The sequence below is a fragment of the Vreelandella sp. 21 genome (assembly GCF_050995515.1).
Classification (GTDB): Bacteria; Pseudomonadota; Gammaproteobacteria; order Pseudomonadales; family Halomonadaceae; genus Vreelandella; species Vreelandella alkaliphila.
Map to the genome: position 1 here is coordinate 2,283,658 of NZ_CP194673.1, position 17,828 is coordinate 2,301,485.

Annotated in this window: 17 protein-coding genes; 3 read left to right on the forward strand and 14 right to left on the reverse strand. The window is 52.9% G+C overall.

The window, feature by feature from the left end; genetic code table 11:
• Positions 1-8: 8 nt before the first annotated feature.
• Genes plsX through ACN06F_RS10750 form a run of 3 tightly spaced genes read right to left on the reverse strand, consistent with a single transcriptional unit; the run spans position 9 to position 1,826 of the window.
• Positions 9-1,028: a phosphate acyltransferase PlsX gene (gene plsX, locus ACN06F_RS10740; RefSeq protein WP_120386781.1), complete on the reverse strand. Its 1,020-nt coding sequence runs from the start codon at positions 1,026-1,028 to the stop codon at positions 9-11.
• Positions 1,029-1,070: 42 nt separating this feature from the next.
• Positions 1,071-1,241, reverse strand: coding sequence for a 50S ribosomal protein L32 (gene rpmF / locus ACN06F_RS10745; RefSeq protein ID WP_009099300.1), 171 nt, complete (start codon positions 1,239-1,241; stop codon positions 1,071-1,073).
• 36 nt (positions 1,242-1,277) lie between these two features.
• The gene (locus ACN06F_RS10750) at positions 1,278-1,826 is read right to left on the reverse strand and encodes a YceD family protein (protein WP_038485316.1); all 549 of its coding nucleotides are present in this window, start codon (positions 1,824-1,826) and stop codon (positions 1,278-1,280) included.
• A 162-nt stretch (positions 1,827-1,988) separates the two neighbouring features.
• Between ACN06F_RS10750 and ACN06F_RS10755 the strand changes: the two genes are divergently transcribed.
• Positions 1,989-2,591 (forward strand): Maf family protein, encoded by a 603-nt coding sequence (locus ACN06F_RS10755; RefSeq protein ID WP_433923894.1) that lies wholly within the window; start codon positions 1,989-1,991, stop codon positions 2,589-2,591.
• A gap of 3 nt (positions 2,592-2,594) precedes the next feature.
• On the opposite strand, the gene sppA is transcribed toward ACN06F_RS10755, so the two are convergent.
• The 4 genes from sppA to ACN06F_RS10775 all read right to left on the reverse strand — a co-directional run bounded on the left by sppA (position 2,595) and on the right by ACN06F_RS10775 (position 5,626).
• Entirely contained in the window at positions 2,595-3,722 is a 1,128-nt protein-coding gene (gene sppA, locus ACN06F_RS10760) for a signal peptide peptidase SppA (protein ID WP_433923895.1), read from the reverse strand.
• Positions 3,723-3,782: 60 nt separating this feature from the next.
• Positions 3,783-4,433, reverse strand: a complete 651-nt coding sequence (locus ACN06F_RS10765) for an HAD-IA family hydrolase (protein ID WP_038485326.1) — start codon at positions 4,431-4,433, stop codon at positions 3,783-3,785.
• A 9-nt stretch (positions 4,434-4,442) separates the two neighbouring features.
• Positions 4,443-5,384 carry an RluA family pseudouridine synthase gene (locus ACN06F_RS10770; RefSeq protein ID WP_038485329.1) on the reverse strand — a complete coding sequence of 314 codons (942 nt, stop codon included), beginning with the start codon at positions 5,382-5,384 and terminating at the stop codon, positions 4,443-4,445.
• Between the two features lie 101 nt (positions 5,385-5,485).
• A complete protein-coding gene (locus tag ACN06F_RS10775; protein WP_157697981.1) occupies positions 5,486-5,626 on the reverse strand; it encodes a hypothetical protein in 141 nt (46 codons plus the stop codon).
• Positions 5,627-6,060: 434 nt separating this feature from the next.
• On the opposite strand from ACN06F_RS10775, the gene rne reads away from it, so the two are divergent.
• On the forward strand, positions 6,061-9,534 hold the full coding sequence (gene rne / locus ACN06F_RS10780; RefSeq protein WP_433923896.1) for a ribonuclease E: 3,474 nt from the start codon (positions 6,061-6,063) through the stop codon (positions 9,532-9,534).
• 50 nt (positions 9,535-9,584) lie between these two features.
• On the opposite strand, the gene murB is transcribed toward rne, so the two are convergent.
• From murB to ACN06F_RS10815, 7 genes are read right to left on the reverse strand one after another with little or no spacing between them, the layout of a single operon-like run.
• Entirely contained in the window at positions 9,585-10,640 is a 1,056-nt protein-coding gene (gene murB / locus ACN06F_RS10785) for a UDP-N-acetylmuramate dehydrogenase (RefSeq protein ID WP_232482821.1), read from the reverse strand.
• Entirely contained in the window at positions 10,627-11,112 is a 486-nt protein-coding gene (locus ACN06F_RS10790; RefSeq protein ID WP_433923897.1) for a low molecular weight protein-tyrosine-phosphatase, read from the reverse strand. Before ACN06F_RS10790 ends, murB begins: the two co-directional genes overlap by 14 nt.
• Positions 11,109-11,900: a 3-deoxy-manno-octulosonate cytidylyltransferase gene (kdsB, locus tag ACN06F_RS10795; protein ID WP_089037746.1), complete on the reverse strand. Its 792-nt coding sequence runs from the start codon at positions 11,898-11,900 to the stop codon at positions 11,109-11,111. Before kdsB ends, ACN06F_RS10790 begins: the two co-directional genes overlap by 4 nt.
• Positions 11,900-12,109 (reverse strand): Trm112 family protein, encoded by a 210-nt coding sequence (locus tag ACN06F_RS10800; protein WP_038485341.1) that lies wholly within the window; start codon positions 12,107-12,109, stop codon positions 11,900-11,902. The genes kdsB and ACN06F_RS10800 overlap by 1 nt, the downstream gene beginning before the upstream one ends.
• On the reverse strand, positions 12,102-13,118 hold the full coding sequence (gene lpxK / locus ACN06F_RS10805; RefSeq protein WP_198349118.1) for a tetraacyldisaccharide 4'-kinase: 1,017 nt from the start codon (positions 13,116-13,118) through the stop codon (positions 12,102-12,104). The genes ACN06F_RS10800 and lpxK overlap by 8 nt, the downstream gene beginning before the upstream one ends.
• The gene (gene msbA / locus ACN06F_RS10810) at positions 13,115-14,851 is read right to left on the reverse strand and encodes a lipid A export permease/ATP-binding protein MsbA (protein WP_038485347.1); all 1,737 of its coding nucleotides are present in this window, start codon (positions 14,849-14,851) and stop codon (positions 13,115-13,117) included. The genes lpxK and msbA overlap by 4 nt, the downstream gene beginning before the upstream one ends.
• Before the next feature lie 56 nt (positions 14,852-14,907).
• Complete coding sequence (locus ACN06F_RS10815) at positions 14,908-17,175, reverse strand: DNA internalization-related competence protein ComEC/Rec2 (RefSeq protein WP_198349119.1); 2,268 nt, start codon at positions 17,173-17,175, stop codon at positions 14,908-14,910.
• Between the two features lie 96 nt (positions 17,176-17,271).
• On the opposite strand from ACN06F_RS10815, the gene ACN06F_RS10820 reads away from it, so the two are divergent.
• Positions 17,272-17,823: a DUF2062 domain-containing protein gene (locus ACN06F_RS10820; protein WP_198349120.1), complete on the forward strand. Its 552-nt coding sequence runs from the start codon at positions 17,272-17,274 to the stop codon at positions 17,821-17,823.
• Positions 17,824-17,828 lie beyond the last annotated feature (5 nt).

Consider the following 17,828-nt stretch of genomic DNA (forward strand, 5'->3'; position numbering starts at 1 on the left):
GATAGCGCTCAAGAACACGACCAGCGCGCTGCAATTCGTACAGGCAAATCATGCTCCACTTCTTGCAATGCACGCTGAATTGCATAATAAAAACCATCCGCTTGGGTGCTGCCGTGGCTTTTCACCACAATACCCTGCAACCCCAAGAGGCTGGCCCCATTATAACGTACAGGGTCTAGCTCCCGCTTAAGCCTCTTCAGTACAGGCCTGGCCAGTATACTTGCCAAACGCCCACTCAGGCGTGATTCAAACGCCATTTGTACACGCTCCACCAACATACGAGTCAAGCCTTCACTGGCTTTCAACGTGACATTACCAACAAAGCCATCGCAAACCACGACGTCAAGATCGCCCTGAAAAATATCCCCACCCTCAGCATAACCAAGGTAATCAAAGCTTAAATCGCTGGCACTTTCACGCAGCAAACGATCCGCTTCGCGCACATTAGCACTACCTTTCGTGGCTTCAGACCCCACATTCAACAAGGCAACACGAGGCCGCCTAATGCGATCCATACACTGAGCCATGGCGGCACCCATCATGGCAAAATCAAACAGTCTGGATGCAGGCGAATCTACATTTGCCCCTAAATCAAGCAAATAACAGCGTCGCCCTCCACGCGCGGGGATTGCAGTACTGATTGCCGGCCTGGATATACCAGGCAACATACCAAGCTCGCGCCTCGCTAAAGCGACCAAAGCTCCGGTATTTCCCGCACTCACGCCTGCAACCGCTTCACCTGAAGACAGGCTACGCAGCATACACGCCATGCTGGTAGCGCCTCCGCGGCGCATTGCCCAGGCAGCAGTTGCCGCTTGAGAAACGCTTTCTGGAGCATCGGCTGCCACCAAACGTGACGTTGCCGCAGCCAAAGGCTGCGGCAAACGCGAAAGTTCAGCATCAATCTGCTGACGCGGACCAAACAGAGTTAATGCTAGGTCGGGGCGTTCAACAACCGCCCTTGCGGAGCCTTCGATAATGGCACGGGGGCCTTGGTCACCCCCCATTACATCAATCGCTAGGCGCACACAGCACCCACCCTGTTTTGCCGCTCATAAAAGCGCTAAGGCTTAAACTTCGACCACTTTACGACCGCGGTAGAAACCGTCGGGAGAAACGTGGTGACGCAGATGAGTAGTACCGGTTTCTTTGTCCTGAGACAGAGTCGGTGCGCTCAGCGCATCGTGGCTACGACGCATACCGCGCTTGGAACGAGTTTTACGGTTCTGTTGAACTGCCATGGGTGTTTACTCCAAGGTAATTAAGGTAAGTGATGCTTACTTTTTGCCTTTCAAAGCGCCACTGCTTTTCAAAGCATTAAGCACTGCGAAAGGGTTCTTGGCCGGAGCGGAGTCTTCCGCCGTGCCTTCGGTCTTGCTGACCAGCTGCTCCGCCGAGACATGGCATTCGGTCTCATCGTGATAGACCACCTGCGGCAAGCTAAGGATAAGTTCATCCTCTATTACCGTCAGCAAGTCCAGCTGTTCATTTTCCACCAGCACCGGCTCATGACTAGCAGGTAGCTCGGCAGCCAAAGCTTCGTCTGCAATCATTCCTAATAAGAAATCACTGGAAACGTCTTGGCTTAGCGGCACTAGACAACGGCGACAAGGCAACGCCAGGGTCGCTTGCAAATGGCCACGAATTTCGCGACGGCCTTGGGCATCAACGCCAAACTCGAGTACGACATGACAGTCGCCGGTTTGGTCACCTGCTTCTTCAGCTAGGCGTGGCAGCTTGTTCAGCGCCACAATGCCTTCTAGTCGTTCGCGGCGGGCTGCAAGCTTATAAGGCTCAACCCGGCTGGGGATTTGTGAGGTCAACATAGGCGCGCAATGATAGGCACTCGCCCCCCTGCTGTCAAAGCTGTCGGTGCAATTCTTACGAGATTATCTCCCAAAACCACGTAAATAGGCAGGCTAACAAGGTTTCGTTACACTCGCTTGAACGCCGATTAATGCTCAACCAGACCTATTAAGGAGAACACTGTGCCTCAAACCAATAACGCGCCACTTGTCCTTGCATCAAGCTCTCGCTTCCGCCAAGCGCTACTGGACAGGCTATTACTGCCCTATCAATGCTGCTCTCCAGACATCGACGAAACGCCCTACCCTAATGAAACGCCCAATGCCTTAGTGCACCGTTTGGCGCTCAGCAAAGCCAACGCCGTTGCTGAGCGCTTCCCCAACCATTGCATCATTGGCTCTGATCAAATAGCTCTGTTTGAGGGCGACATTCTAGGCAAACCTCATACGGAAGAGCGCGCTCGGGAGAATCTGGCACGCTTTTCTGGCCAAAAAGTGACTTTCTTGACGGGCTTAGCATTAGTTGATACCCGCCACCAACGGCATCACGTCCATATCGAGCCGTTTGAGGTGTTCTTTCGCTCACTGAGCCAGCAAGAAATTGCACGGTATGTTGCCCTTGAGCAACCTTTAGACAGCGCTGGCAGCTTCCGCATGGAAGGACTGGGGATTAGCTTGTTTGAAAAACTCGAAGGCCGAGACCCAAACGCACTCATAGGGCTTCCACTCATCGCACTATGCGACATGCTTCGCCAAGCAGGCATGAACCCACTCGGCGACGCTTAGTCGTTACTGAGCCTGAAAGCGCAAAGGAGCATGCGCATACTGAAGCCCTAGCACTTCAGCAGCTGTTTGAGTAAAGCGGCGTGTCAAACGCTCGAAGGGGTCTAAGCTAGGCGTATAGTTTTCCCATTCAGCATCGCCTACCTGCTCACGAGCGACTTGCTCAAGACTGGCCAACTCATCTATCAAACCTAGCTCTAACGCTTGCTCACCGCTCCAGATAAGCCCTGAGAAAATCTCAGGGCTATTGCTCAAACGATCACCACGCCCTGCCTTCACATCGTCTATAAACTGCTCATGGGTTTGAGTCAGAACGCCCTGCCAGAAATCAGCAGCCTCTTCATCAATCGGCTGAAAAGGATCCAAAAAGGCTTTGTTTTCACCGGCAGTCATTACGCGACGCTCTACGCCAATCTGGTTGATCGCTTCCTGGAAGCCAAAGCCAGCATAGATAACACCAATAGAGCCAACTAAGCTTGCACGAGACGCCACGATGCTATCGGCAGCAGAAGCAACGTAGTAAGCGCCGCTCGCACCAATATCCTCTATCACGGCAATAATGGGCTTTTCGCCCTGATCACGCAGCCGCATAATTTCGTCGTAAATACGCTGCGATTGCACAGGGCTTCCACCAGGACTATCAATGTGCAACACAACAGCAGCAGCGCTCCCCGATGACCATGCACGATTCAAACCTTTAATGATGCGTTCAGCATTTGCTGGTGCATCACTGGCAATCACACCATGCACTTCCACCAGTGCTACGTGGCTCTCGGTGGGCAATGAGGCCGTTGGCTCAGCGAGAAACACGCGGTATAGCACTGTTGTTAACGATACCAATACAATCGCCAGCAACATCAAACGAAAGAACAGTTTCCAGCGCCGAGTTCTGCGCTGTTCCGTTAAAACACCGCCAACCCAGCGGTCCATCATTTCCAACTGCGCTAACCGCTGGCGCTCGCGCAGTATTTCGGCATCATCACTCTCCACTCCCGGTAGCGGTTGCTTTTTGGCCTGCTGGACAACCTCTGGCCCATCAGTCCAACGGTCACCACTCTCCTGGCCAGAAAAACCATCACCCGCCTGAGAGCCACCACCATTACCACTTTCATCGCGCTGCTGCTCATCACTCATATACGATTCCTAGTGTTCGCTTGATCGTACAACCACTACTCTCAGTGGCTGTTAACGCCACTAACCGTGAAGCCAGTCGAACAGGCTATCTACATCATCCGCCAGCCACACAGGCTGGCTAGCCGCTAACCGAGCGGGGGCATGCACACCGTAAGTAACGCCTACACGATCCATATTAATAGACCTTGCCATCTCAAGGTCATACTCGGTATCCCCCACCATCACAGCACGCTCAACGGGCACTTTTAGCTCTTCGAGCAGTTCAAGCAGCATCTGCGGATGAGGCTTAGAACGTGTTTCATCTGCTGTTCGACTGGCATTAAACCAACCACCTGACTCTGTTTCGGTAAAAACCCGATCTAGACCACGACGACTCTTCCCCGTCGCCACCGCCAAACGCTGATAAGGACGCTCACGCAGACGAGCAACTTGCTCTTTAACGCCTTCAAAAAAAGGCATGGGCGTCGAATCACCATGAACGAAATGGTAGGCATAGCGTTGACGCAAGCGCTCGGCCTGAACCGCTTCAATACCAGGGCATAACGTCGCTATCGCCTCAGGCAGGCCCAGGCCAATAATATTCTCGATAGCACTGACGTCTAACTCATTCCACTCGGCATCAGAAGCAGCGGCCTGCATGCAGGCGACAATTTTCGGCACAGAGTTCATCAATGTGCCATCCCAATCAAAGATAATTAGCTCATAGCGCATTTCGCTTCCTTATTTACGAGCGCGTTTTAACGTTTCTTCTAATGCCTCAGGCAGCGGTGCTTTCACCGTAACGGGTCGACCATTGCCAGGCTCGGGAAACGTTAATGCACGGGCATGAAGAAATAGACGCCCCAAACCAAGGCGCTGCGCCATATGATTACTTTCGCGGGTACCGTATTTATCGTCACCCAATAAGGCGTGCCCAGCATGAGCCGCATGGACACGAATCTGGTGGGTGCGGCCTGTTACAGGCTCCGCCTCTATCAGCGTGACCTTTTCAAAGGTTTCCACTACCGCAAAGTGAGTCCGTGAAACCTTGCCATTTGGATCTACCCGCACTCGCCTTTCACCATTACCCGCATCAAAGCGGTCTAAGCGAGCACTCACATAACTCTTCCGAGCAGGCCAACGACCACTCACTAACGCTAAGTAGCGTTTGTCCATTGCATGCTTTTTCAGCGATTCGTTGAGTGTGACGAGCGCATCACGAGATTTTGCCAACAGTAAGCAGCCCGATGTATCACGATCCAATCGGTGGACAAGCTCTAAAAAAGTAAGGTCATCGCGCACTTGCCGAAGCGCTTCAATGAGGCCAATTTTGACGCCACTTCCGCCATGGACTGCCAATCCGGATGGTTTGTTAATCACCATCCAATCGGGCCCTTCCATAATGACGCTACCAATTAATAAATCACGTAAGTTGTCACTCACCTCTTTAACCGCTTCTCTCGGCGCTAATCGCAGCGGCGGCACACGCACCAGATCACCCGCTTGAAGTCGATAATCTACTTTGACGCGTTTTTTATTAACCCTTACTTCGCCTTTCCGCACAATGCGATAAATCAATGCACGAGGAGCACCTTTTAAACGCGTCATCAGAAAATTATCGATTCGCTGACCTGCTTGTTCCGGGGCGATATCCACCCACTGTACTTCCCGCCCTTCGGACATTAACGCTCACTCCTGGTGTGATCTAATAGCGACAGGCTAAAAACGGCATTCTAGCGTAGACCAATGCGCATTGCGTCAATTGCTGGTAGTTGTCTTTACTGTTATATTCCAAAACGTTCAGCGGCCAAGTGTGGCTTACCCGTAAACAGACACGTCGTAACGGGAGCACTACCACTCTTGCCAAGCGCCTGCCCGACAAACACGCAGGCCAGAGCACAGGCAAAATGGCGTAGTGTACGCATTACCCACGCGCCTTACGTACTGGATATACAGTTACTCTGTCGCATGCTTTTTGACGGCAGAGACACTTTTGCTTCGCCCGCAATGGCAGGCAATTGAATTAACAAACGTCACGCCCCAAGCAGCCTATCCTGTTCGTCACAAGGTGCTGCTTGACTTGGGGCGCCAAGTTCAACGCTGTGCCGATGACCGGCGTTGACGAATCGATGAATGCCAGGTGTTGGCGGTGTCAGCAGAGCCGGATGGACGTGACAGCCACCGAAACATGTTCTGCCTCCGCCACGTACTCAACGCCCTTACGGCCGGGTCGGCATGATTGCCTTCCCGGCTTAATGCGTCAGCATAGCAATGCGCCGAGCACAAGCACGCAGCACCCAGCGATTCGTCTACGCCACGCCCAGACGGCTCGTCGGCTCGCAATGCTATGTGAGACAATATGAAACGGATGCTGATTAACGCAACCCAGCCAGAAGAGCTGCGGGTTGCGCTGGTAGACGGGCAACGCCTTTACGATTTAGACATCGAATCTGGCGCTCGAGAACAGAAGAAAGCCAATATTTACCGGGGTAAAATCACCCGGGTAGAACCCTCCCTTGAAGCCGCTTTTGTTGATTTTGGCGCCGAACGCCACGGTTTCCTGCCACTAAAAGAAATTTCCCGCGAATATTTTATCAAAGATGTGTCTGGTCGCCCCAGCATCAAAGAGGTGCTGAAAGAGGGCCAGGAAGTCATCGTCCAAGTTGATAAAGAAGAGCGTGGCAATAAAGGGGCAGCACTGACTACCTTTATCAGCTTAGCGGGCCGTTTTCTCGTTCTGATGCCGAACAATCCCCGTGCAGGCGGCATTTCACGCCGCATTGAAGGTGATGACCGCAGCCAGTTGAAAGATGCCATGGGCCAACTGACAGTGCCAGACAAAATGGGCCTGATCGTTCGCACCGCCGGTATCGGCCGTAGCCCAGAAGAGCTGCAGTGGGACTTGGATTACCTCGTCCAAGTGTGGGAGTCCATTACCACTGAAGCTGGCAAGCGCTCAGCCCCATTCCTGATTTACCGCGAGTCTAATGTCATTATCCGCGCCATGCGCGATTATCTACGCCAAGACATTGGCGAGGTGTTAATTGACAGCCCCGAGATTCATGCAGAAGCACTGGGCTTTATTCGTCAGGTAATGCCCTCTTACCAGCAGAAAATTAAACTCTACGCCGATGAAGTTCCGCTTTTCTCGCGTTTCCAAATTGAGTCGCAAATCGAAACTGCTTACCAGCGCGAAGTAAAACTTCCTTCTGGTGGCTCCATTGTTATCGATCACACCGAAGCGCTGGTCTCTATTGATATCAACTCTGCCCGGGCTACACGTGGCAGCGATATTGAAGAAACCGCGCTGCAAACCAACTCTGAAGCAGCCGATGAGATTGCTCGACAGTTGCGCCTGCGTGATATCGGTGGCCTCGTCGTTATCGACTTTATCGATATGGGCCCTGCGCGCAATCAGCGCGAGGTTGAAAATCGCATGCGCGATGCCCTGAAGCTGGATCGTGCTCGCGTTCAGATTGGTCGGATTTCTCGCTTTGGCTTAATGGAAATGTCACGTCAGCGGCTGCGCCCCTCGCTAGGCGAAACCAGCGGTGTTGTTTGTCCGCGCTGTAACGGCCAAGGCACTATTCGCGATGTTCGCTCGCTTTCGCTCTCTATCATGCGCCTGATTGAAGAAGAAGCTATGAAAGAGCGCAGCGCACAAATCCGCGCCATTCTTCCAGTACCTGTCGCGACCTACCTACTGAATGAAAAGCGCAGCGTTCTAGCAGACATCGAATCACGTCAAGGCGTACGCGTAGTTCTACTGCCGAATCCCGAAATGGATACGCCGCATTACGACGTTCAGCGACTACGTGATGACCACCTAGACGATGATGAAAGCCTGACGCTATCCAGCTTCGAGCTTTCGACTGATACTGAAGTAGGTAAAGAACCCGATCCTAGCTTCACTCCGCCCGCCATGCGTGCTGAAGCAGCGGTTAAAAGCGTTGTACATAACGCACCAGCGCCCGCCTCTCTTCAGACTGAAGAGAAGGCAGAGAGAGCTGCCAAAGCAGATAAAGCCGTTACAGCGACTCCCCCCTCCACTGAAGAGCAACCCAGTGTGATTGGCCGCTTTATCAGAGGCTTCGCCAAACTGCTAGGCGGTGAAGATACCAGCACGAGCCAGCCTGAACCGGAAGCTCCTGTTGCCCGCAAGCAGCCTGAGAGAACGAGCAAAAATCGCTCACAACGCAGCGAAAGCAAGCCAAAGCCTGCCCGTGAACGTGGCGAAAGCGCCAGCAGAAACGAGCAGCGCAGTCAGCAGCAATCGAGCAATCAACAGCCGAGTAACCCGCAGCCTAGCCAACCGCGCAACGCTGATAATAACGACGACGCTAACGATAAACGTAGCGGTCCTAGTCGTACTCGCAACCGTCGACGCCACCCTCAGCAAGACGATGCCAAGCTCCAGGACAATGATCAAAAGAGCAGTCGTCAAAAAGAGCAGCAGACAAACCTAGCGGCTAAAGAGTCACCTAAAGATGAGGCGGCTAAACCTACTGCTCAACCAGAAAATCGTCGCGACAAACCACGTGATGCCAAGCCGAAAAACGAAGTTACCCGTGAGTCTGCATCACAAACGGACGACAAACAGGATGACGGCAAGCCGAAACGCACGCGTAACAATCCGCGCAACCGCACGCGTAAACAGGCCGTTAATCCTCAAGCCGAAGCGGAACAGCTGAAACTGCAAGCCGCAGCGGCTGAAGCTCCCTCTGCAGACGCTCCTTCTGCTGAGGCTGCTGTTGAATCACCTGCTGTTGAAGCGCCTGCTGTTGAAGCGCCTGCTGTTGAAGTGAACAGCAGTAAAGCAGCGCCGGCCAGCCCCTCTTTACAAGATGGGGCCAGCACAACAGCTGCACCAACCGCCGAAGCAGTGACTGAAGCGCCTGAACCAGCTGTAGAGGAATCAGCAGCTGCCGATGGAACAACGGCTGAGCGCCCTGCCGAAAAGGCGGAGAAAGCACGCAAGGCTACGCGCCAGCGTCGCCAACCTCAGCAAGCGGCAGAGAAAGCGGAACCTGAAGCAGAGGAACGTGTAGAGAAAAGCGCTGAGGCCAAACCTCAACAGCCAACTGATGACGCAACTGCTGCTCAAGAAGCGCCCCAAGAGGCGGCTAGCGGTTCGTCTGAGGTTGTGAAAGCTGATGCGGGAGTAGAGCTGGAGGAAGAGAGTAGTTCAAACGTGAAAGAGTTTGATACCGCCAACAGCGAATCAGTAAGCTCACGTGGCGAAGAAACTGCAAAAGAGACTGACAAGCCCCAGCAGTCGGCATCTCAAGCTGCTGAGTCTCAAGAACCTTCTGAGTCTCAAGAACCTGCGTCTCAAGAACCGCAGGAGACGGCACAAGAGACATCCGCAGACGCCAACACACATGCAGAAGCGCCGAAAGCTGCTGAGACTGCTGAGACTGCTGAGACTGCTGAGACTGCCGACAGTGACGCTAACACTCAGACACTCTCGCAAAGCGTAGCAGCTAGCATTGAAGCAAGCTCACCAGAGTTTGCTGAACAGCCGGAAGCACCTTCTTTAGACAGTGACGCAGTGAGCAATACAACTGCTTCAGACACGACAGCTGCTTCAGAAACCGCGAATAACAGCGCTGCTGCTCAAGAAAGCACAGAGCAGCCTACATTGGCGACTAATGAAGAGGTTCAAACGCCCTCACCAGAGGCCCCCGTTGAAACAGTGGCACCTGAAGAAGCAAAGCAAGCGCCTGCTGCTTCTACCCAAGACGAGGCACCTAAGCCACGTCGCCGCCGTCGTCGCGCTCATAACGATCCTCGTGAACTGCGCAAACAAGCACAGAACACGACTAATGAGTGATCGCTAGCACTCGACACTAGCACTAAAAAACCCCGCTAAGCGGGGTTTTTTTATGCTTGTACCAAGCGTGGCTCAGGCTCTAACTCAACACCAAATTGATTATAGACCTTGTGGGCAATATGCTCTGCAAACTGCAGTAGCTCACACCGATCACCACCGCCAAAATGCACAAGCACCAAGGCCTGCCGCGCGTGAACACCGAAAGCCCCTTGCCGAATCCCTTTCAACCCACACTGATCAATCAACCACCCCGCTGCCAGCTTGCTTTGACCGTTAACCTGCGGAAAATATGGCATGCTAGGGAATGCCTGTAGCAAGCGCGATAACTGATCGCTGTTAACTAGCGGGTTTTTAAAGAAGCTACCCGCATTTGCGAGCACCTGAGGGTCCGGCAGTTTTTCCTGACGAATAGCACACACTGCTTGAGCCACCGCCAAGCAATTCGCCGAAGCGGCTACTCGGGCAGCTAAATCTCCATAACCCAGTCTTGGCAGCGGTGTTTTTGATAGCCGCAGCGCCAACTGAGTAATAACGACTTTATCCGCTAGCGATTTTTTGAAGATGCTATCTCGGTAACCAAATTGGCAAGCATCGGCGCTTAACCAACGTACATTACCCGACGCCAACTCTACTACCTGCACCCCTACCAGAACGTCTTTAAGCTCGACACCGTATGCACCAATGTTCTGTACTGGCGCTGCGCCGCAATCACCGGGAATCAGCGCTAAGTTTTCAATGCCCCACAGGCCGCGAGCCGATAGCGTCATTACTAACGAATGCCAATTAACGCCAGCTCCCACATGAGCAACAACAGACTCTCCGCAACTTTCTAGCCACCACTGCTGCATAGCAGGCCGAATCGCAATGCCTTTCAGCTTAGCGGGAAGCAGCACATTACTGCCACCTCCCAAGAGCGTAATGTGCCACTGCTTAGCAACGGCTTCACGCACCACATGCTGGAGTGCACTTAGCGTTTTAGGGGCAACATACCGCTCCGCCTGACAGGGTAAACGCAGCGTGTTCGCGGAGGTTAAATCGACTGACTGGCAACGACTAAGCAGATCATTATTACTTCTTTCACAACTCGTGATTTCACAACCTGTCATTTCTCAGCCCGTCATTTCTCAGCTGGGCAATTAGCTCTGTAGAAGCCGCCTCAATTAAATTCAGGACATGTTCAAAGCCCTCATCACCACCGTAATAAGGGTCAGGCACTTCAGCATCAGGCAAGTCGGCAAAATCTAGCAAGAGCCCTACATGGGCACGACTGGTACTCGGCTGTAGCGCTCGCATTGCCTCGAGGTTGTCGCGATCCATGCCTAGCACATAGTCGAACTCAAGAAAGTCACTGGCGCTTAGCTGACGAGCGCGCAAATGACTAATATCGATACCACGCTGTAAAGCAGCTACCTGGGCACGGCTGTCTGGCGCTTTTCCGACATGCCAGTCACCTACACCACAAGAGTCAACGCTGATATGACGATTTAAGCCAGCCTCTTCAACAGCGTGCCAAAAGACGCCTTCGGCCGTTGGCGAACGACAAATATTGCCCAAGCAGACAAATAGGACGCGCTTCATTCGCTTCCACCTTCACTTTCACTCGCCAGAAGCGCTCTCACCCTGGCTAAGTCTTCCGGCGTATCCACACCAGGAGGATTGATAGTGCTGGCTAGCGCAACTTGAATGGCATAGCCATGCTGTAGCGCGCGCAGCTGCTCTAGCTGCTCCAACTGCTCAAGGCTCGACGGCGCCAGCTCACGGTAAGCGGCAAGAAAACTGGCACGGTAGGCGTATATACCAATATGACGCAACCATGCATCGGTGGCTAAAAGCGCGGGTTGGACTTTAAATTGCTCTCGATCCCAAGGAATGGGAGCACGAGAAAAGTACAGAGCACGCCCCTGCAAGGAGCGAACAACTTTGACGACGTTAGCGTTAAATAACGTTTCAACATCAGTAATAGGCTCAGCAAGCGTCGCAATGGCCGCTTCTCGATCTTCGGCTAAACGCATCGCCACTTGGTCAATTAAGGCCGGTGGGATAAGCGGCTCATCGCCTTGCACATTCACCACTAAAGTGTCGTCGCTTAGCCCGAGCTGCTCTGCCACTTCGGCCAGTCGGTCGGTACCAGAAGGATGATCCGCGCGAGTCATAACGACATCCGCACCGTAGGGCAACATCGCATCACGTATACGAGGATCGTCAGTTGCTACCACGACACGACTTGCTTGGCTTTGACAGGCTCTTCGCCAGACATGGGCAACCATAGGCTCACCCGCGATATCCAGCAGTGGCTTACCCGGCAAGCGGGATGAGCCAAAACGCGCGGGAACAACTGCAATAAATTCGGTCTTAGCGACTGACATTACACCTCTCCGGTACGACCAGGCGAGATAGGTAACTTTTCATCGGCATCCATCGCGCGCGCCTCTTCAGGAAGCATCACAGGGATGCCTTCTTGAATAGGATACGCCAAACCGTCGTAGTGGCAGCAAAGCTCCTGGGCTTCACGATTATACTTGAGCTTGCCATTGCAAAGCGGGCAAACCAGCATTGCCAGTAGTTCTTTATCCATCGGTGTATCCCTTTTCAGAAAGCGCTGACAATTTAGCTGCCAGCCAGTGTTCAAACTCTGGTGGAAGCACGGCTTCTACCTCTAGCACCCAGCTATCGGGTGGCGCTAACGCTTGGCACTTCACTGCGTCTTTGGCGGTCATCACAACGGGGCGCTGATGACTAAAACGGAAAGTCTGGTCATCAAAACGCTGATGATCTGCTAGCGGACGCATCTCGCCGTCCAAACCTAAACTGCGCAGCGTATTAAAAAAACGCTCAGGATGGCCAATTCCCGCCACAGCATTCACAGGTAGCGTAAATGGCAGAGGGGTAAGCGGCATACGTTTACCATCCTGCACTCGGCGCCAGCTTAGCGGCGCTAGTTGCATCGATACTCCCTCTATAGGCAGAGGGCGACACTGCTGACCATTAATAATCACAGCATCAACTTGAGCCAATCTACTGGGTGATTCTCTCAGCGGCCCAGCAGGTAAGCAGCGCCCATTCCCTAACCCCCTGGCTCCATCAACAACAACCAACTCAATATCACGCCCTAACGCCAGATGCTGTAATCCATCATCACTGACAATAATGTCGCACCCACTATCAACCAGGGCTTGAACGCCTCGTGGACGGCGCGGATCAGCCACGACCGGGCAGCCCGTTTGTTGCGCCAACATTAATGGCTCATCGCCGCTTTGCGCAGGGTCAGTGATTGCAGTTACCAGTAACGGATAGTGCGATGCTTTACCACCGTAACCACGGGTAATAATACCTGGCGACCACCCTTGCCTTACTAGCCAGTTGACCAGCCATGCCACTAGCGGCGACTTGCCGGTTCCACCAAGGGTAATATTACCCACCACGATAACGGGTACGGATGCTTTAACAGCTAGCTTTTTACCAGCATGGTAGTGAGAGCTACGGCGCGTCATAAGATAACGGTATAAAGCACCCAGCGGATACAGTGGCGTTAGCCATTTGCTTCCGTGATAGGCCGCCTTAAGCCAACGTTGCTCCAGGCTCATTCACTCTCCTGAAACTGGAGCTGATGCAGTGCCGCGTAGGCCCCTCCCGCATCTAGCAACGCCTGGTGGGTACCCTGCTCAATAATGCGCCCTTGATCCATCACCAAAATACGGTCAGCCCGTTCGATGGTGGATAGACGGTGGGCAATGACCAATGTGGTACGCCCTTCACACACATGCTCCAGCGCTTTCTGGATATAGCGCTCGGATTCGGTATCCAGTGCCGATGTCGCTTCGTCCAGGATAAGAATAGGTGCATCTTTAAAAATCGCCCGAGCGATTGCTAGGCGCTGGCGCTGGCCACCGGATAACATCACACCGTTTTCACCTACCACCGTTGCATAGCCCTGAGGCAACTTCTCAATAAACTCACTGGCGTAAGCCGCCTGAGCAGCCGCTTCAATAGCGGCTGGGTCTGGGTTAGTAACGCCATAGCCAATGTTGTCAGCAATGGTTGCATTAAATAGCGTGACTTGTTGCGATACCAATGCAATATGCTGGCGCAAAGGGCCTAACGCATAATCACCGGCATTCACACCATCAATCAAAATGCGCCCTTCGCTGGGCTGATAAAAACGCGGCAGCAGGCTGACCAAGGTTGATTTACCGCTGCCAGAGCGGCCAACAATCGCCACTAACTCACCCGGTGCAACGCTTATATTAATATCGTGCAATACATTAGGCTGATCATCAGCGTAGCGGAAACTGACATTATCGATCACCACGCTGCCTGTTAGCTGATGGGGAATTGTCTTACCTTCATCCTGTTCAGGAGTCAAATCAAGCAAGCCAAATAGCTCAGAAGCCGCCGCAATGCCTTTTTGAATCTCACTATTCACTTCTGTGAGCTGGCGCACAGGCTTGATCATTAGCGCTGCCGCGGTAATAAAGGCAACAAACTCTCCCGGCGTCATGTTTTCCATAAGCGCAGGCGCCATGGCAAGCCAAACCAGAATAGCCATGGAAATCGCTACCAGCATCAAAATCACAGGTGAGCTCACGGCACGCGTCATCGCCTCTTTCATACTTTGACGACGATTTTCTTCACTTACTCGTTCAAAGCGCTGTTTTTCATACTCCTCAGCACCATGCGTGCGCACGACGCGATAGCCGGAGAGCGCTTCAGAAGCGACGTGAGTAACATCTCCCATAGAGTGCTGGATACGCTTAGAGATACGCCTAAAACGCTTACTAACGTACCCCACTACAACAGAGATCACTGGTGTTACACCTAAAAAAAGCAGCGTTAACATCCAGTTAGTCCAGAACAAATAGCTAATCAACCCAATAACAAATAATCCTTCACGAAGAATAATGGTAACCGCGTTGGTAGCTGCACCCGCTACTTGCTCCACATGATAAGTCACCCGCGATACCAAATGGCCGCTGGAATGGTGATCGAAGAACCGCCCAGGTAGGTGTAGTAAATGAGCAAACACATCACAGCGCAGCGTATGAATCACATAGCGCCCCACATACGCCATAAAGTAGGTACTTAAAAATGTCCCTAGCCCTCGCGCCGCAAACATAATCACGACAAACAAAGGCAAAAAGAAACGAAAGGCAGCATCAGGGTTCTGGATGCCATCAATCAATCGCTTCATCATTTCGGCCAATGCTGTACTCGATGCAGCATAAATAACAAACCCTATTATCGCTAACGCGAATGCGCGCCAGTGAGGTTTGACGTAAGTTAATAATCGCTTGTAGAGAACCCAACCTGAATCAGTCACACGCGCTCCCGGCCATAGTGTGCAGTTGCGAGAATTCTACCTTATGGTGACGCGCATCAACACCGCTTACGAACGCCCTGTTGCTTTCGCATGGGAATGATCTGAATTGGCTGAGTCGCTGTGAGGCTAAATTCGAGAGCGCCATCCTGGGCGGTACTCCACAAGCAGCTCTGTTGTTGCCGAAAGCGGCGCACTACCGCGTCGACCGGATGGTTAAAGGGATTATCTTTCCCGGCACTAAAAATGACATGCCGAGGACGGCTTACTTGAACGAACTGAACACCCGAACTTGTATTGCTGCCATGATGCCCAGCCACTAACACGCTAATCGGCATAGTAACATTCGCTAAGATTCTCCTTTCGATGTCCTTGCCCGCATCTCCCGTGATCAGCAAACTCTGCTCACCAACGCTTACCTGAAGCACACAGGAGCGATCATTTGAGGACAGTACGTTATCTCCCTTTGGGGGCCATAACATCTTGTAGTCAATGCCATCACGCCGCCACTGCTGTCCTTGAACACACTCTGTACTAGCAACAGGCAGAAGCTCTCCATGGGGAGCCCACCACTGCGTTATTTGATGGTCTTTTAAGAGCGCACTAATCCCTCCCGCATGGTCGGTATCGGCATGACTGACAATAACGTGATCGAACGATTGACCTGGAGGCCAAAGAGTTTGCAATGGCATAAAACCACTGCGAAAGCGAGGTCCTGTGTCGTACAGCAATCGATAGTTGGCGCTACGTAACTCAATCAGCTGACCTTGCCCGACATCATAAACAATGACGCGTAGCTCACCTTGGTTAAGCTGCTCATCCGCTGACCACCACGGAAAGCTTAACAGTAGCAGGGTCGCGCCAATACGTAGCCACCCCGGAACATTAGGAAGCCCCCAGCACAGCGACATTAATAACAGTGCACCTACCAACGGGAATACCAATATTGACGGTGGCTGCCAAAGCGGCGCCCACTGCACGGTAATGACTAGCAACTGATGAAAAATCTGCAGTGCCTGCTCAAAACACCACCACACAAAAAGCCCTATTCCAGGCAGTGGCGATAGCACCCACCCCAATAACGCACTGGGTACCATGACGGAGCTGACCCAAGGTACAGCAACAAGATTAATCAACGGGGCCGCAGGGGCAACTCTGCCAAACGCCACCAGCACTGCTGCCGCCATCAGCGGTGCGATGAGTAGTTGAGAACGCAGTAGCGCCCAGCACCACCCTTTGAGCCCTTGTGGGCGGGGGCGGCCTTGCCAAATAATAATCAACCAACCTACCGCAATAAACGATAGCCATAGACCGGGCCGCCACGGTGCAAGCGGATCAACCACTAACACTATCCCAAGTGCAAGCCACCAACCTTGCCAAGCTCCTGGTGCATGCCGTCCGCTAAGCACCCACAAGCCTAACAGCGTCATGATCATAGCTCGCATGGCAGGAGGCGCTAGTCCAGCTAACATGGCGTACCCCACAGCCGCCGCTCCTGCTAGCCACCAGGGCCAAACACGCAGACGCCAATTGGTAGGCGTCATCAGCCTGGCACTAAAACGAGCCAGCAGCAGCACAAATGAAGCGACAAGCCCAACATGCAATCCAGAGATAACCACTAAATGCGTCGTACCTGTTGCGTTGAGTAAGGTCCAATCTTCTTGAGACAACTGCTCACTATCACCCAGCGTTAGCGCCGCAAGCCAGCGTCGAGTTCGCTCATGCAACGGTTGGCTAGACAGCGTTTCAATTGCTTTCTGACGAAGTGTTTGCGTAGCCCCCGACAAGCGTTCCGGCGTAGGCTCTTGCCGCACATAGCCCGTTGCATGTATGCCTTCGCGCCACAACCACTGCTGGAAATTAAACGTATGTGGATTAGTAAAGCCACTGGGAGGGCGGAGCCGCAGCGTCATCCGCCAACGCTCCCCAACGAGGTAGCGTTGGTTGCCATAGGCACTTACTCGCACGCTACGCAGTGCGCTACAGCTCGGAAGCCCTTCAGGAGAGAGGCAGGATTCAACTGCCAGACGTATGCGTGATGACCCCGCTTCCGTTTGAACATTGATTACTCGAGCCTGCAGAGTGACATCTTCACCACTGAGCCCAGATGGCAAACGGTACCCCCACTCTTGCTGCACGCTGATAAAAACCCAGCTTGAAATAACCAACCAAATTAATAAGCTACGGCGAAAAACAACCCCGAAAAGCGCCACCACCAACACACTAGGCAAGAGAACCTGTAGATGCGCTTCAGGACCGCTTAACCACGCTGCTAGCGCACCCATCAATGCTGCCAAGGCAGCAGGTAGTGCAGCGCCTAATTGCATATCCCCTCCTTGGAACTGGGTCATTCATACCCACGCCATAGCCGAAGCACGCTGCTATATGGATAATAGGATATACCAATTGAAAGAGTACCTGACATGCCGCGCCGTTTCCTGCAGCGCTACATGCCAAAACCCGACACATTAAGGCGACAGCGCTCACTACGCTTTATTGCGCCGTTAATTGCGGATCCTGGGTTATGGCTTTTAACACGTCGAAGCGTCGCAAACGCGTTCAGCGTGGGGCTTTTTTGCGCCATGCTGCCTATACCGTTTCAAATGGTAGTTGCAGCACTAGGGGCAAGATTTAGCCGTTGCAACCTGGCACTTTCAGTAGGGTTGGTGTGGATTACGAACCCGCTCACCATGCCGGTTATTTTTTATTTTAATTATCGGATTGGCACGTTTCTGTTAGAAGCACCAGTAAGGGAGGCGCCATCGCGCATATCAACACCCTGGATTGCAGAACAAATGCACGACATCCTGCCACCGCTAATGCTTGGATCATTAATTTCTGCCTTACTATTAGCCATGATTGCCAATATCGTCATACGGCTAATTTGGCGCTGGCATGTTTCCCATCACTGGAAGCGCCGCCGCCTGAAGAGACGGCAGCGCCGAGCTTGTATTGAATCAGAGTTCGACGACTAACCCCC

Coding starts and splice junctions, on each gene's coding strand:
- ACN06F_RS10750 (WP_038485316.1), bottom strand. CDS start 1,826: ATGTTGACCTCACAAATCCCCAGCCGGGTTGAGCCTTATAAGCTTGCA.
- rpmF (WP_009099300.1), bottom strand. CDS start 1,241: ATGGCAGTTCAACAGAACCGTAAAACTCGTTCCAAGCGCGGTATGCGT.
- ACN06F_RS10775 (WP_157697981.1), bottom strand. CDS start 5,626: ATGCGTACACTACGCCATTTTGCCTGTGCTCTGGCCTGCGTGTTTGTC.
- rne (WP_433923896.1), top strand. CDS start 6,061: ATGAAACGGATGCTGATTAACGCAACCCAGCCAGAAGAGCTGCGGGTT.
- ACN06F_RS10765 (WP_038485326.1), bottom strand. CDS start 4,433: ATGCGCTATGAGCTAATTATCTTTGATTGGGATGGCACATTGATGAAC.
- kdsB (WP_089037746.1), bottom strand. CDS start 11,900: ATGTCAGTCGCTAAGACCGAATTTATTGCAGTTGTTCCCGCGCGTTTT.
- ACN06F_RS10800 (WP_038485341.1), bottom strand. CDS start 12,109: ATGGATAAAGAACTACTGGCAATGCTGGTTTGCCCGCTTTGCAATGGC.
- ACN06F_RS10790 (WP_433923897.1), bottom strand. CDS start 11,112: ATGAAGCGCGTCCTATTTGTCTGCTTGGGCAATATTTGTCGTTCGCCA.
- murB (WP_232482821.1), bottom strand. CDS start 10,640: ATGACAGGTTGTGAAATCACGAGTTGTGAAAGAAGTAATAATGATCTG.
- sppA (WP_433923895.1), bottom strand. CDS start 3,722: ATGAGTGATGAGCAGCAGCGCGATGAAAGTGGTAATGGTGGTGGCTCT.
- lpxK (WP_198349118.1), bottom strand. CDS start 13,118: ATGAGCCTGGAGCAACGTTGGCTTAAGGCGGCCTATCACGGAAGCAAA.
- ACN06F_RS10770 (WP_038485329.1), bottom strand. CDS start 5,384: ATGTCCGAAGGGCGGGAAGTACAGTGGGTGGATATCGCCCCGGAACAA.
- ACN06F_RS10815 (WP_198349119.1), bottom strand. CDS start 17,175: ATGCAATTAGGCGCTGCACTACCTGCTGCCTTGGCAGCATTGATGGGT.
- ACN06F_RS10820 (WP_198349120.1), top strand. CDS start 17,272: ATGCCGCGCCGTTTCCTGCAGCGCTACATGCCAAAACCCGACACATTA.